The sequence below is a fragment of the Escherichia sp. MOD1-EC5990 genome (genome assembly GCF_002965285.1).
GTDB classification, from domain to species: domain Bacteria; phylum Pseudomonadota; class Gammaproteobacteria; order Enterobacterales; family Enterobacteriaceae; genus Escherichia; species Escherichia coli_F.
On record NZ_PTRV01000002.1, the window covers coordinates 25,518 to 40,827 of the forward strand.

General features: G+C 51.7%; 14 protein-coding genes. 6 read left to right on the forward strand and 8 right to left on the reverse strand.

The features are described from left to right. Positions 1 to 261: 261 nt before the first annotated feature. The gene (panD, locus tag BEB42_RS02260; protein ID WP_000621515.1) at positions 262 to 642 is read left to right on the forward strand and encodes an aspartate 1-decarboxylase; all 381 of its coding nucleotides are present in this window, start codon (positions 262 to 264) and stop codon (positions 640 to 642) included. Positions 643 to 645: 3 nt separating this feature from the next. On the opposite strand, the gene BEB42_RS02265 is transcribed toward panD, so the two are convergent. From BEB42_RS02265 to BEB42_RS02280, 4 genes are all read right to left on the reverse strand, one after another. After that, positions 646 to 1,875: a polysaccharide deacetylase family protein gene (locus BEB42_RS02265; RefSeq protein WP_000277949.1), complete on the reverse strand. Its 1,230-nt coding sequence runs from the start codon at positions 1,873 to 1,875 to the stop codon at positions 646 to 648. A gap of 63 nt (positions 1,876 to 1,938) precedes the next feature. After that, positions 1,939 to 2,379, reverse strand: a complete 441-nt coding sequence (locus BEB42_RS02270) for a PTS sugar transporter subunit IIA (RefSeq protein WP_000901978.1) — start codon at positions 2,377 to 2,379, stop codon at positions 1,939 to 1,941. 104 nt (positions 2,380 to 2,483) lie between these two features. After that, the gene (locus tag BEB42_RS02275) at positions 2,484 to 3,254 is read right to left on the reverse strand and encodes an ABC transporter permease (RefSeq protein ID WP_000972203.1); all 771 of its coding nucleotides are present in this window, start codon (positions 3,252 to 3,254) and stop codon (positions 2,484 to 2,486) included. Further along, entirely contained in the window at positions 3,251 to 4,177 is a 927-nt protein-coding gene (locus BEB42_RS02280; RefSeq protein WP_000150637.1) for an ABC transporter ATP-binding protein, read from the reverse strand. Before BEB42_RS02280 ends, BEB42_RS02275 begins: the two co-directional genes overlap by 4 nt. 108 nt (positions 4,178 to 4,285) lie before the next feature. On the opposite strand from BEB42_RS02280, the gene can reads away from it, so the two are divergent. Next, positions 4,286 to 4,948, forward strand: coding sequence for a carbonate dehydratase (gene can, locus BEB42_RS02285; protein ID WP_000651599.1), 663 nt, complete (start codon positions 4,286 to 4,288; stop codon positions 4,946 to 4,948). Between the two features lie 40 nt (positions 4,949 to 4,988). Here the strand turns inward: can and hpt are convergent, their stop codons facing one another. Then, a complete protein-coding gene (gene hpt / locus BEB42_RS02290; protein WP_000683336.1) occupies positions 4,989 to 5,525 on the reverse strand; it encodes a hypoxanthine phosphoribosyltransferase in 537 nt (178 codons plus the stop codon). Between the two features lie 205 nt (positions 5,526 to 5,730). Between hpt and gcd the strand changes: the two genes are divergently transcribed. Beyond that, positions 5,731 to 8,121 carry a quinoprotein glucose dehydrogenase gene (gene gcd / locus BEB42_RS02295; protein WP_001353456.1) on the forward strand — a complete coding sequence of 797 codons (2,391 nt, stop codon included), beginning with the start codon at positions 5,731 to 5,733 and terminating at the stop codon, positions 8,119 to 8,121. Positions 8,122 to 8,167: 46 nt separating this feature from the next. Here the strand turns inward: gcd and cueO are convergent, their stop codons facing one another. Beyond that, positions 8,168 to 9,718: a multicopper oxidase CueO gene (gene cueO / locus BEB42_RS02300; protein WP_001189575.1), complete on the reverse strand. Its 1,551-nt coding sequence runs from the start codon at positions 9,716 to 9,718 to the stop codon at positions 8,168 to 8,170. Between the two features lie 165 nt (positions 9,719 to 9,883). Between cueO and BEB42_RS02305 the strand changes: the two genes are divergently transcribed. The 3 genes from BEB42_RS02305 (at position 9,884) to speD (ending at position 12,013) form a co-directional block, all read left to right on the forward strand. Further along, complete coding sequence (locus tag BEB42_RS02305; RefSeq protein WP_001295568.1) at positions 9,884 to 10,231, forward strand: YacC family pilotin-like protein; 348 nt, start codon at positions 9,884 to 9,886, stop codon at positions 10,229 to 10,231. 105 nt (positions 10,232 to 10,336) lie between these two features. Continuing rightward, a complete protein-coding gene (gene speE, locus BEB42_RS02310) occupies positions 10,337 to 11,203 on the forward strand; it encodes a polyamine aminopropyltransferase (protein WP_000818417.1) in 867 nt (288 codons plus the stop codon). A gap of 15 nt (positions 11,204 to 11,218) precedes the next feature. Further along, positions 11,219 to 12,013, forward strand: coding sequence for an adenosylmethionine decarboxylase (speD, locus tag BEB42_RS02315; RefSeq protein WP_000734288.1), 795 nt, complete (start codon positions 11,219 to 11,221; stop codon positions 12,011 to 12,013). 37 nt (positions 12,014 to 12,050) lie between these two features. On the opposite strand, the gene yacL is transcribed toward speD, so the two are convergent. Then, positions 12,051 to 12,413 carry a protein YacL gene (gene yacL / locus BEB42_RS02320; RefSeq protein ID WP_001353457.1) on the reverse strand — a complete coding sequence of 121 codons (363 nt, stop codon included), beginning with the start codon at positions 12,411 to 12,413 and terminating at the stop codon, positions 12,051 to 12,053. A gap of 174 nt (positions 12,414 to 12,587) precedes the next feature. Beyond that, the gene (acnB, locus tag BEB42_RS02325; RefSeq protein WP_001353458.1) at positions 12,588 to 15,185 is read right to left on the reverse strand and encodes a bifunctional aconitate hydratase 2/2-methylisocitrate dehydratase; all 2,598 of its coding nucleotides are present in this window, start codon (positions 15,183 to 15,185) and stop codon (positions 12,588 to 12,590) included. Between the last annotated feature and the right edge of the window lie 125 nt (positions 15,186 to 15,310).

Genomic DNA, 15,310 nt, shown 5'->3' on the forward strand with positions numbered 1-15,310 from the left:
CCGTGTTGTCTTGCGTGAAGGCAGTATCCAGTCAAGGCGCGCCGTCGTCAGCCGCCTCTTTAGTGTTTACCGAGCAGCGTTCAGAGAAATTTCAATTGGTTACAGGTGTTACATGGCTCGCTTCGGCACGGTACGCAAACTGCTGATGCAAATGCCGTCAGATGAGTAGACACTAAACAAAAATCGGGCAATACTGCGTGAGAATTTCCTCAAAGCAGGCACCGCCTGCTTCGTTAACGACAGGGTAGAAAGGTAGAAGTTATGATTCGCACGATGCTGCAGGGCAAACTCCACCGCGTGAAAGTGACTCATGCGGACCTGCACTATGAAGGTTCTTGCGCCATTGACCAGGATTTTCTTGACGCAGCCGGTATTCTCGAAAACGAAGCCATTGATATCTGGAATGTCACCAACGGCAAGCGTTTCTCCACCTATGCCATCGCGGCAGAGCGCGGTTCGAGAATTATTTCTGTTAACGGTGCGGCGGCCCACTGCGCCAGCGTCGGCGATATTGTCATCATCGCCAGCTTCGTCACTATGCCGGATGAAGAAGCCCGTACATGGCGACCCAACGTTGCTTATTTTGAAGGCGACAATGAAATGAAACGTACCGCGAAAGCGATTCCAGTTCAGGTGGCCTGATAATCACCCCTGCGGCTGGTTACTCACCAGCCGCGACATCGTCTCCAGCGAATCCGTTCTTAAGATATAAAGCCGTTTTAGTAACAACGGATTATCCCCCGGTTTTACTTTGCCTTTCATGGTGGTCACTGCCAGATGAAATCCGGCTTCACGTGCCGCCTTCACCGCTTTGTCATTAAAACCGCCAAACGGATAAGAAAGATACAAGACATGTGGATTAAACTGCGCCAGCGCCCGACGCGATCGCGCAAAATCAAACAGAATATTGTGCTCACTACGGCTCAGTAATATGGGGCGGCGATAGCCATCTATCCGATGCAAAAAATGAGTATGTGACTGGAAATCAAATACATCACGAATTTCGTTAAGCTCAGAAATGCTCATAAATTGCAGCGATTTTGGATCCCATTTCTGCGGGTGACGTTTGATGCGCGAGGTAACAATAAATGCCGTCGCCTTCATACCATAGTGTTTCAACACAGGATACGCATAGCGGCTAACCGACTTGAGACCATCATCAAAGGTAATCACCACGGCACGTGCCGGGAGATTAATGTTATTCTGCACGTAACCTTCCAACTGCGTCATGCTCAGTGTCGCGTATCCCCTGTCGCGCAGCCAGGCCATCTGGTTATTGAAGGCGCGTACCGAGGTGGTCGTCGAAGTATGGCGAAAACGGGTGTTTTCTTCGTCGCGCAGAATATGATGATAGGTTAGCACCGGCAGGCCATTGTCGGGTTGGGCATCCAGCGCGCTGATAAAGGCCAGTCGATCGCCAATACGGACCTGATACCAGGTTTGGTTTAACCTGTCTTTCAGTTTATGCAAAATCGGATAACGCAAATTGTCCGCCAGTACCCCAAATGGCGCACTGCCCACACTCGGCGCGTTATAAACCGGCGTATCTTTCCAGGTTATTAAGTTCTGATTACTCAGCGGCTTGTTGAGGTCACCCAAACCGTCTTCAACTTTTTGTCGCCCCTGAACCGGCTCGAGATGACCTTTATCGATAAACCCTTTGCCAAAGCCAAAATTAAATGCGTAATAACTTGCGGCAGTGGGCTCCACGGCAATGATTTGTCCGGCCCGAATATTCCCTACCGTCACCATTTTGTCGCCAATTTGCGCCCAAACCGCGGCATTTTCGATAGTTTGCATATAACGGGCAGGTAATGCGGCACTGACGCTTGTGGTAAACAGCATCAGCAGGAGAATAACAGCTTGTTTATACATGAAAAAATAACCAGGGATGAAACAACGCTTTTATTGTAGCAAAAGCGTCATCAGGATCGCGGGTTAATACTCATACAAATTATGTTTGAGGACGAAAGGCGGATTTTTTTGTTGTTGGTGCCAGAGACTACTGACTTCAGGCCCACCCAGTTCGACAATTCGCTCGCGAAACTCCGCACTGGATAACGTTTCACGGTAGGCCAGCATCTGTTCAACTAACGGTAACGTTACCCCAGAAATCACTTCGCAGCGGGAGTGTTTGTGGCTTAATAGCGAAGCCACGCGGTACGGCGGCGCTCCGGCAATATCAGTTAAAAAGATCACCCCATCGCCAGAGTCTGCTTCATGCAGAGCATCGCACATCATACGGCTGAGCATATTAGAACTTAATCCGCGCCAGAAATTCACGGCCCGGCACTGAAGAAGCGCCCCGTGTTTTTTCTCCAGCGCATCCAGTATCTCTTGCGCCCGATCATCGTGACAGGTAATAACCCAACCTAGCATCGCCTTCCTCCTTAGCCGAAAATCAGTCTACCCTGACCATGGTTGATAAAGGGTGATAGTCGTCAAAACTCCTCTCCCCCGAATCCAGAGGAGAGGAAATAGCCTTAGCTACGCAGACCACGCCCACGTTGGATCAGCGACCAGCAAATCAAATAAAACGCCACAATAAAGACCACCAGTACGCCAAAGGTAGTGACCAGCGGCACATCATTGATACCGAGGAAGCCGTAGCGGAAACCACTGATCATATAAACGATCGGGTTCAGGTGCGACAGTCCCTGCCAGAACGGCGGCAGCAAAGTCAGGGAGTAAAAGACCCCGCCCAAATACGTGAGTGGCGTTAACACAAAGGTTGGCACCAGGCTGATGTCATCGAACGTTTTGGCAAACACGCCGTTCAGCAATCCAGCAAGGGAGAATAACACCGCCGTGAGCACCAGCGTTAAAGCGACAAATACCCACGAATGTACCTGAAAAGGCACAAAAAACAGTGAAATTGCCGTCACCAGAATGCCAACAAACAGTCCGCGCGCCACGCCACCGCCAACATATCCGGCAATAATCACGTGAGTCGGTACGGGTGCAACCAGCAGCTCTTCAATATTACGCTGGAACTTGGCACCAAAAAATGATGAAGCGACGTTGGCGTAGGCATTGGTGATTACCGACATCATGATCAGCCCCGGCACGATGAACTGCATATAGCTGAAGCCATGCATATCGCCGATGCGCGAACCAATCAGGTTACCGAAGATAATAAAATAAAGGGTCATGGTGATGACCGGTGGCACCAGCGTCTGCACCCAGATACGCATAAAGCGATGGATCTCTTTCGCCCAGATGCTTTTTAGTGCCACCCAGTAAAGATGCATCATGCGCGATCTCCTTGTTTTTCATTAACCAGTGAAACAAACAGCTCTTCCAGACGGTTAGCTTTGTTACGCATACTTAATACCTGAATACCCTGCTCACTTAACTGCGTGAACACGCTGTTAATCCCCTGCTCACGCAGCACTTCAACTTCCAGCGTAGCGGTATCGACCAGTCGATACTGATAGCCATCGAGCTTCGGTAATGGGCTTTTCGGCGCGAGATCGAGAATAAAAGTTTCCGATTTCAGCTTCGCCAGCAGCGCCTTCATCGAGGTATTTTCCACCAGCTCACCGTGTTGAATAATGCCGATATTGCGGCACAGCATTTCTGCTTCTTCCAGGTAGTGCGTGGTAAGAATGATGGTGGTGCCTTTGTCGTTTAAATCCTTCAAAAATCCCCACATTGAGCGGCGAAGTTCGATATCCACGCCTGCGGTCGGTTCGTCAAGAATCAGCAGTTTAGGTTCATGCATTAACGCACGAGCAATCATTAAACGGCGCTTCATCCCACCCGATAACATACGCGCACGTTCGTTACGCTTTCCCCATAAATCGAGCTGTTTAAGATACTTTTCGCTGCGGATATACGCTTCTTTGCGCTCTACACCGTAGTACCCCGCCTGGTTCACCACAATTTGTTGCACGGTTTCAAACGGGTTGAAGTTAAATTCCTGCGGCACCAGTCCCAACTGACGTTTAGCGTTCACGACATCCTTCTCGAGATCGTAACCAAATACGCTGACCCGCCCGGAGGTTTTATTTACCAGAGAGCTGATAATACCGATAGTGGTTGATTTCCCGGCCCCGTTCGGCCCGAGAAGCGCATAAAAATCACCCGCTTCGACCTGCAAATCGATTCCACGAAGCGCCTGAACGCCGCCTGGATAGGTTTTTTTAAGCTGTTGAAGTTCCAGTGCAATGGTCATAAATTTTTACTTACCTTACGTTCTTACACTTTATCTGTGGTTTAAATCGTCCCGGAGTTGCCCTATATTAGCCAAACGTAATTATTTGGTTACAGGTCGTTAACCTCCATGAAAGACATAGATACACTCATCAGCAACAATGCACTATGGTCAAAAATGCTGGTGGAAGAGGATCCCGGGTTTTTTGAGAAACTGGCGCAAGCGCAAAAACCGCGCTTTCTATGGATTGGATGTTCCGACAGTCGCGTTCCTGCAGAACGTTTAACCGGTCTTGAGCCGGGCGAACTCTTTGTTCACCGTAATGTTGCTAACCTGGTCATTCACACCGACCTGAACTGCCTTTCCGTGGTTCAGTATGCAGTGGATGTTCTCGAAGTTGAACACATTATTATCTGTGGCCACTACGGTTGCGGCGGCGTACAGGCCGCAGTTGAAAACCCGGAACTGGGGCTTATCAACAACTGGCTGCTACACATTCGCGATATCTGGTTCAAACATAGCTCATTGCTTGGCGAAATGCCGCAAGAGCGCCGTCTGGATACCTTGTGCGAACTGAACGTCATGGAGCAGGTATATAACCTGGGCCACTCCACCATTATGCAATCAGCGTGGAAACGCGGGCAGAAAGTCACCATTCACGGCTGGGCCTACGGCATTCACGACGGTTTGCTGCGTGATCTGGATGTTACCGCCACCAACCGCGAAACCCTTGAACAACGTTACCGTCACGGGATTTCCAATCTCAAGCTGAAACACGCCAACCACAAATAAAAACACCATGCCGGATGCAACACATCCGGCACATCCGCACTTACTCGTCCAGCAGCACTACTTTGCCGATGTACGGCAGATGGCGGTAACGCTGAGCGTAATCAATGCCGTAACCCACCACAAACTCATCCGGGATCGAGAAACCGATAAATTCTACCGGGACATTCACTTCACGACGGGACGGTTTATCCAGCAGCGTACAAATCGCCAGCGACTTCGGTTCGCGCAGGCTTAAGATTTCACGCACTTTCGACAGTGTATTACCCGAGTCGATGATATCTTCAACAATCAGCACGTCCTTGCCACGGATATCTTCATCCAGATCTTTGAGGATTTTCACATCGCGGGTGGTGGACATGCCGCTACCGTAGCTGGAGGCGGTCATAAAATCGACTTCATGAGATACCTGAACTTCACGGCACAGGTCCGCCATAAACATAAATGAGCCACGCAGCAGGCCTACCAGCACCATATCGCTGCCGCTGTCTTTGTAACGCTCAGTAATCTGACGACCCAGTTCGGCGATACGCGCTTTAATCTCCGCTTCGGGGATCATTACTTCTACAGTATGTTTCATATCTCTAACCATATGATTTAAAAACAAATCACTTCGCACGGGCAGGTTTTGACACCGCAACAAAGCGCAAGACACGCAGTATACCAGTAAAACTATTCATTGGCGGAATCTGTTAATAAAGCTCGAATTGTGATGACGATCACACATGTTAAAACCTATAATTAATTGCTACTAAAATATTAATGAATTGAAATGGTGTCTCTTTATGGCAATTAACAATACCGGCTCGCGACGATTACTCGTCACGCTAACAGCCCTATTTGCAGCGCTTTGCGGGCTGTATCTTCTCATTGGCGGAGGCTGGTTGGTCGCGATCGGCGGCTCCTGGTACTACCCTATCGCTGGCCTTATGATGCTCGGCGTCGCCTGGATGCTGTGGCGCAGCAAACGCGCCGCACTTTGGCTTTACGCGGCATTGCTGCTTGGCACCATGATTTGGGGCGTCTGGGAAGTGGGTTTCGATTTCTGGGCGCTGACGCCGCGTAGCGACATTCTGGTCTTCTTTGGTATCTGGCTGATCCTGCCGTTTGTCTGGCGTCGCCTGGTCATTCCTGCCAGCGGCGCAGTTGCCGCGTTGGTGGTCGCGCTGTTGATTAGCGGTGGTATCCTCACCTGGGCCGGATTTAACGATCCACAGGAAATCAACGGCACCTTAAGCGCTGATGCTACACCTGCCGAAGCTATCTCCCCCGTTGCCGATCAAGACTGGCCTGCCTATGGTCGCAATCAGGAAGGTCAACGCTTTTCACCACTGAAACAAATTAACGCTGATAACGTCCACAAGCTGAAAGAAGCCTGGGTGTTCCGTACAGGCGATGTGAAACAGCCGAACGATCCGGGCGAAATCACCAATGAAGTGACGCCGATTAAAGTAGGCGACACGCTTTACCTGTGTACCGCTCACCAGCGTTTGTTTGCGCTCGATGCCGCCAGCGGCAAAGAGAAATGGCATTACGATCCTGAGCTGAAAACCAACGAGTCTTTCCAGCATGTAACCTGCCGTGGTGTCTCTTATCATGAAGCCAAAGCAGAAACTGCTTCGCCGGAAGTGATGGCGGATTGCCCGCGTCGTATCATTCTCCCGGTCAATGATGGCCGCCTGATTGCGATTAACGCTGAAAACGGCAAGCTGTGCGAAACCTTTGCCAATAAAGGCGTACTCAATCTGCAAAGCAATATGCCGGACACCAAACCGGGTCTGTATGAGCCGACTTCACCACCGATTATCACTGATAAAACCATCGTGATGGCGGGTTCCGTCACTGATAACTTCTCAACCCGCGAAACGTCTGGCGTGATCCGTGGTTTTGATGTCAATACCGGGGAGCTGTTGTGGGCCTTTGATCCAGGCGCGAAAGATCCGAACGCGATCCCGTCTGACGAACACACCTTTACCTTTAACTCGCCAAACTCGTGGGCACCTGCGGCCTATGACGCGAAGCTGGATCTGGTGTATCTGCCGATGGGCGTTACCACGCCAGATATCTGGGGCGGTAACCGCACCCCAGAACAGGAACGTTATGCCAGCTCAATTCTGGCGCTGAATGCCACTACCGGGAAACTGGCGTGGAGCTATCAGACCGTTCACCACGACCTGTGGGATATGGATCTTCCGGCACAGCCAACGCTGGCAGATATCACCGTTAATGGTCAAAAAGTTCCGGTTATTTACGCTCCAGCGAAAACCGGCAACATTTTTGTGCTTGATCGCCGCAATGGTGAACTGGTGGTTCCGGCCCCGGAAAAACCGGTGCCGCAAGGCGCAGCGAAAGGTGATTACGTTACCCCTACTCAACCGTTTTCTGAACTGAGCTTCCGTCCGACGAAAGATTTAAGCGGTGCGGATATGTGGGGCGCCACCATGTTTGACCAACTGGTGTGCCGCGTAATGTTCCACCAGATGCGTTATGAAGGTATTTTCACCCCGCCATCTGAACAGGGTACGCTGGTCTTCCCGGGTAACCTGGGGATGTTCGAATGGGGCGGGATTTCCGTTGATCCGAATCGTGAAGTGGCAATTGCCAACCCAATGGCGCTGCCGTTCGTTTCGAAACTGATCCCTCGCGGTCCAGGCAACCCGATGGAACAGCCAAAAGATGCCAAAGGCACGGGTACGGAATCCGGCATTCAGCCACAGTACGGCGTACCGTATGGCGTTACGCTCAACCCGTTCCTTTCACCGTTTGGTCTGCCGTGTAAACAGCCAGCATGGGGCTATATCTCGGCGTTGGATCTGAAAACCAACGAAGTGGTGTGGAAGAAACGCATTGGTACGCCGCAGGACAGCATGCCGTTCCCGATGCCCGTTCCGGTGCCGTTCAATATGGGTATGCCGATGCTGGGCGGGCCAATCTCCACGGCGGGTAACGTGCTATTTATCGCCGCTACGGCAGATAACTACCTGCGCGCTTATAACATGAGCAACGGTGAAAAACTGTGGCAGGGCCGTTTACCGGCGGGTGGTCAGGCAACACCGATGACCTATGAAGTGAATGGCAAGCAGTATGTGGTGATCTCCGCAGGCGGTCACGGTTCATTTGGTACGAAGATGGGCGACTATATTGTGGCTTATGCGTTGCCGGATGATGTGAAATAACCATAATGCCCGGAGAGATCCGGGCATATTTCTGAATACGGTCTTTTTATACCGTAAACCCTAACATCATCCCCGTATCTTCATGCTCCAGCAGATGGCAGTGCGCCATATATGCATGTTCTTTCGGGGCGTCATGATTAAACTTCACCAGGACTTCGCTGACATTATCTTCTACCTTAACAGTATCTTTCCAGCCTGCGCGATGCGTCGCTGGCGGTTTGCCATTTTCCGACAAGATACGGAACTGCGTACCGTGGATATGGAACGGATGCAGCATCATGTCGCCCACGCCAGAGATAACCCAACGCTCGTACTGCCCTTTCGCCGCCGCAAACATCGGCTTATTCATATCAAACGCCTGACCGTTGATTTTATTGGCATGGTGGAAATCGAACTTCCCGCCGTGGTTCATATGATTCATATTGCCGTGCCCCATATGGCCCATCATCTGGCTGTGATCCATCCCGGCCATCGCCTGATCGCCATATTTCTCCATCAGCATCTGCATACCCATCATATCGAGCATCGGGTCCATAGAGAGTTGCAGCTTGCGTACCGTCAGCCCTTCCAGCGAAGGTAATGCTGGCAGGCTACTTAACGCGTCAGGTAAGGCACCTGAAGCACTAATGGAAATCGGCTGGATCCGCATTACCGGATGCGGCTTGTCAAACGGTGCAATTGCCATTCCCATCTGGCTGACCGGTAGCGTCACCAGATCAAAGGGTTTGTTGTCGTTAACCTCCACCAGCACTTCGAAACGCTCGCCCATCAGCACCGGCAGCTCGCTCACCTTCACTGGTTCAGGTAGCAGACCACCGTCGCTGGCAATCACATACAGCGGGCGATTGTCACTGGTAGCGAAATTGAGCGAGCGGGCGTTACAGCCATTGAGCAAACGCAGGCGCAGCCAGCCGCGAGGGGCGGCGTGTTGCGGGTAGATAGCACCATTGGTCAGCAGCGTATCGCCAAACCAACCCACGGCAGCGGTCATCATATCCAGTTGATAATCAATCTGCCCGTCAGCGTTAAATTTTTTATCCTGCACGATCACCGGGACATCATCGATACCCCACTGTTTTGGCAGCATTAATTTTAGAATCTCGTCATCTTCAATCACTACCAGCCCCGCCAGCCCCATCGCCACCTGTCGCCCGGTTTTGCCATGTTGATGCGGATGGAACCAGCAGGTAGCGGCAGGTTGATCAACGTTCAACGTCACCGTACGCTTGCCACCTGGCGGAATAATTCCCTGCGGGCCGCCGTCGACTTCACCCGGTACTTCCAGCCCGTGCCAGTGCAACGTCGTTTCTTCCGTCAGTTGGTTATAGATATCAACCGTTACCGCTTTGCCGCGCTGTAATTTCACCGCCGGCCCCAGCAGATTGCCGTTATAGCCCCAGGTAGTTGCCGTTTTTCCGGCAAAGGTGGACTGGCCTGTGCCAACAGTTAACTGAATACGATTGCGGGCATCAGTCGTGAGCAAATCAGGGATCGGTAACGTTGGACGCTCCGCCGCAAATACTGCGCGGCTCCACAGCGGCAAGGCTGAAGCTACGCCCAGCGCAATGGAATATTTCAAGAAATCACGACGTTGCATAGTTATTTCCTTATTCTTAAGCAGGCGAAACAAAATCAAACGTTGAGCATAGTCCTTCCCCTTACGGGAAGGTCAAGCCGCAGACACAATTTAATCAACAATAATGGTCGTCGCCTCGCTCGCAGTGTGCTAACGTTTATCTTCTTTAAGCCCCTGGTAGAAGCAATGAAGACGTTTTTCAGAACAGTGTTATTCGGCAGCCTGATGGCCGTCTGCGCAAACAGTTACGCGCTCAGCGAGTCTGAAGCCGAAGATATGGCCGATTTAACGGCAGTTTTTGTCTTTCTGAAGAACGATTGTGGTTACCAGAACTTACCAAACGGGCAGATTCGTCGCGCACTGGTCTTTTTCGCCCAGCAAAACCAGTGGGATCTCAGCAACTACGATACCTTCGACATGAAAGCCCTCGGTGAAGACAGCTACCGCGATCTCAGCGGCATCGGCATTCCCGTTGCTAAAAAATGCAAAGCCCTGGCTCGCGATTCCTTAAGCCTGCTTGCCTACGTCAAATAATCCCTGATACCTTTTTGTAGAAATATTGACCGTGCATCCGCGGTCAATGTTAGCTATTATGTTGCGCCCTTTTTTTACGGGTGTTAACAAAGGAGGTATCAACCCATGGCCGAAAAAAAACAGTGGCATGAAACGCTACACGACCAGTTTGGGCAGTACTTTGCTGTAGATAACGTTCTGTATCATGAAAAGACCGATCACCAGGATCTGATCATTTTTGAGAACGCCGCATTTGGTCGCGTAATGGCGCTGGATGGCGTAGTACAAACCACCGAGCGCGACGAGTTTATCTATCATGAGATGATGACCCACGTTCCGCTATTAGCCCACGGTCACGCGAAACATGTGCTGATTATCGGCGGCGGCGACGGTGCCATGCTGCGTGAAGTGACCCGACATAAAAACGTTGAGTCAATCACGATGGTGGAAATCGATGCGGGTGTCGTGTCGTTCTGCCGTCAGTATTTGCCCAACCATAACGCCGGTAGCTACGACGATCCGCGTTTTAAACTGGTGATCGACGATGGCGTCAATTTCGTGAATCAAACCAGCCAAACCTTTGATGTGATCATCTCCGACTGCACCGATCCCATCGGTCCCGGCGAAAGTCTGTTCACCTCAGCATTTTATGAAGGTTGCAAACGTTGCCTGAATCCTGGCGGTATCTTCGTCGCACAAAACGGCGTCTGCTTTTTACAGCAGGAAGAGGCTATCGACAGTCATCGCAAACTCAGCCATTACTTCAGTGATGTTGGCTTTTATCAGGCGGCGATCCCGACCTATTACGGCGGCATCATGACCTTTGCATGGGCGACAGATAACGACGCCTTACGCCATCTCTCTACCGAAATTATTCAGGCGCGTTATCTCGCCTCTGGCCTGAAATGCCGTTATTACAATCCGGCAGTCCATACGGCAGCTTTTGCCTTACCTCAGTATCTGCAAGACGCACTGGCCTCACAGCCGTCCTAAGGAGAAGATAAGAAATTGAAAAAACTAAAACTGCATGGCTTTAATAATCTGACCAAAAGTCTGAGTTTTTGTATTTACGATATCTGCTATGCCAAAACTGCCGAAGAGCGCGACGGTTATATCGCTTATATCGATGAACTCTATAATGCCAATCGTCTGACCGAAATCCTGTCAGAAACCTGTTCCATTATCGGGGCCAATATTCTTAACATTGCCCGCCAGGATTACGAACCACAAGGTGCCAGCGTCACTATTCTGGTGAGTGAAGAACCGGTCGACCCGAAACTTATCGACAAAACAGAACACCCCGGCCCACTGCCAGAAACGGTCGTTGCCCATCTCGATAAAAGTCATATTTGCGTACATACCTACCCGGAAAGCCATCCTGAAGGTGGTTTATGTACCTTCCGCGCCGATATTGAAGTCTCGACCTGCGGCGTGATTTCTCCGCTGAAGGCGCTGAATTACCTGATCCACCAGCTTGAGTCCGATATCGTAACCATTGATTATCGCGTGCGCGGTTTCACCCGCGACATTAACGGTATGAAGCACTTTATCGACCATGAGATTAATTCGATTCAGAACTTTATGTCTGACGATATGAAGGCGCTGTATGACATGGTGGATGTGAACGTCTATCAGGAAAATATCTTCCATACCAAGATGTTGCTTAAAGAGTTCGACCTTAAGCACTATATGTTCCACACAAGGCCAGAAGATTTAACCGACAGCGAGCGTGAGGAAATTACCGCGGCGCTGTGGAAAGAAATGCGCGAGATTTATTACGGGCGCAATATGCCAGCTGTTTAACGGCTCTGGCGGAGCTCGCAGGCTCCGCCAGATTTATCTACTTCTGCTGCACAAAATCGCGATAAGCCGCCACTACCTGCAAGAAGTCCTCAACGCCGCATAGCGACAGGCTTTCTTCGTCGTAGTAGTTCATCCCCTCTTCCATTTCATCGCCAGCGAATTCCAGTTGATTGGCGCGAACCATTACCTCTTCGCCGTCCATCCACAGGGTGTATTCATGCCCTGCCCGCTGCCAGGAACGTTCGCTGCCTTTGAGCGTGCGCGCGGCGTCTTCCACTTCATCAAGCAAGGCCAGGTTTTCTTTTACCTCTTCATTAAACCAGTGCCCGACCACTTCATGCCCCATGGACATGCGCACCTTTACCACTCCGGTTACATCGCGCAGAAATTCATAATCCATAGTGTGTTCCTCTGCTCCCGGCAATGCGCCGAAATCGCATTGCGCCATTGATTTAATTATCGCAGCCTTATCGGAGAAAAACAGCGGAACGGCGATGGTTTAGAAATAAAAAATGCCCGGGAATCTCATTCACCGGGCATTGTCTCGTTTATGCGCAGCGGGTGCGCTTACTTATTAAACCGCAGTCTGGAAAATCACCCCATCCGCTTTTTCGGTGTACTGAGAAAGCTGGTTGAAGTTCAGATAACGGTAAGTATCAACGGCTGTTTTATCTACCTGCGCCACGTAGGTCTGGTACTCTTCCGGCGTCGGCAGTTTGCCAATCAGCGCCGCAACAGCAGCCAGTTCCGCAGAAGCCAGGAAGACGTTCGCGCCAGTTCCCAGACGGTTCGGGAAGTTACGGGTAGAGGTGGAAACCACCGTCGCACCGTCTGCTACACGCGCCTGGTTACCCATACACAGGGAACAGCCAGGGATCTCGATACGTGCACCACTCTTACCGAAGACGCTGTAGTAGCCTTCTTCGGTCAACTGCGCGGCGTCCATACGCGTTGGCGGTGCCACCCACAGACGGGTCGGCAGCTGACCTTTATGCGCATCCAGCAGTTTACCGGCGGCACGGAAGTGACCGATGTTGGTCATGCAAGAACCGATAAACACTTCGTCGATCTTCTCGCCCTGTACCGCAGACAGCGGACGTGCGTCGTCCGGGTCGTTCGGTGCACAGAGGATTGGCTCTTTGATATCAGCCAGATCGATATCGATTACTGCTGCGTATTCTGCATCAGCATCGGCTTCCAGCAGCTCAGGATTCGCCAGCCATTTTTCCATGCCCTGAATACGACGTTCCAGGGTACGACGATCGCCATAACCTTCCGCGATCATCCACTTCAGCAGGACGATGTTAGAGTTCAGGTATTCAATGATCGGCTCTTTGTTCAGCTTGATGGTACAACCGGCAGCAGAACGCTCGGCGGACGCATCGGTCAGCTCAAAGGCCTGCTCAACTTTCAGATCCGGCAGACCTTCGATTTCCAGAATGCGGCCAGAGAAGATGTTTTTCTTGCCTTTCTTCTCAACAGTCAGCAAACCTTGTTTGATCGCATACAGCGGAATGGCGTGTACCAGATCGCGCAGGGTGATGCCCGGCTGCATTTTGCCTTTGAAGCGCACCAGAACGGATTCCGGCATATCCAGCGGCATTACGCCGGTCGCGGCTGCAAATGCCACCAGACCAGAACCCGCCGGGAAAGAGATACCGATCGGGAAACGGGTATGGGAATCACCACCGGTACCGACGGTATCCGGCAGCAGCATACGGTTCAGCCAGGAGTGAATTACGCCGTCACCCGGACGCAGCGACACACCGCCACGGTTCATAATGAAGTCCGGCAGCGTGTGGTGCGTATTCACGTCAACTGGTTTCGGATACGCCGCGGTGTGGCAGAAAGACTGCATCACCAGGTCAGCCGAGAAGCCCAGGCACGCCAGGTCTTTCAGTTCATCACGGGTCATTGGACCGGTGGTGTCCTGAGAACCGACTGAGGTCATTTTCGGTTCGCAGTACGCGCCCGGACGAATGCCTTTCACGCCGCAGGCACGACCGACCATTTTCTGCGCCAGCGAGAAGCCGCGATCGCTCTCAGCGACATCTTTCGCCTGACGGAACACATCGCTCTGCGGCAGGCCGAGTGCTTCACGTGCTTTGGTGGTCAGGCCACGCCCGATAATCAGCGGAATACGGCCACCTGATCGCACTTCATCAATCAGCACGTCGGTTTTCAGTTCGAAGGTCGCCAGCAGTTCGCCGGTTTCGTGGTTACGCACTTCACCTTTGTACGGGTAAACGTCAATCACGTCGCCCATGTTCAGGTTAGAGACGTCGACTTCGATTGGCAGTGCGCCGGCGTCTTCCATTGTGTTAAAGAAGATTGGCGCAATTTTACCGCCGAGACACAAACCACCGCCGCGTTTGTTCGGTACATGAGGAATATCTTCACCCATAAACCACAGCACGGAGTTCGTGGCGGATTTACGCGATGAACCCGTACCCACAACGTCACCGACGTACGCCAGCGGGAAACCTTTCTGTTGCAGAGCTTCGATTTGCTTGATCGGACCAACAACACCCGGCTGGTCTGGCTCAATACCTTCACGGGCGTTTTTCAGCATCGCCAGCGCGTGCAGTGGGATATCCGGGCGCGACCACGCATCCGGTGCCGGAGAAAGGTCATCGGTGTTGGTTTCGCCAGTTACTTTGAAGACGGTAACGGTCAGTTTTTCAGCCAGCGCCGGGCGATTCAGGAACCATTCGGCATCCGCCCAGGACTGCATTACCTGCTTCGCATATTCGTTACCTGCTTTCGCTTTCTCTTCTACGTCATAGAAGTTATCGAACATCAGCAGCGTGTGAGAAAGTGCTTTGGCAGCGATCGGTGCCAGTTTGGCATCATCCAGCGCGTCGATCAGCGGATGAATATTATAACCACCCTGCATGGTGCCCAGCAGTTCGATGGCTTTTTCCGGAGTCAGCAGTGGGGATTTAGCTTCGCCTTTGGCGACAGCAGCCAGGAAGCCTGCTTTGACATAGGCGGCTTCATCGACGCCAGGGGGAACACGGTTGGTTAACAGATCTAACAGGAATTCTTCTTCGCCCGCGGGCGGGTTTTTCAGCAGCTCTACAAGTGCGGCCATTTGGTTTGCATCCAGGGGTTTGGGCGCAATCCCCTCAGCGGCACGCTCAGCTACGTGCTTACGGTATTCTTCTAGCACGACGGTTCTCCTCGCTCTCATTGTCATAGTGCGGCAGGCGATTCTCTTCACGCTCCTGTGAGACAGCAGTTTGTAGGGTAAATGCCCAGTACCGCAACGGGCAGAATAGCAGGATTTTGACGATG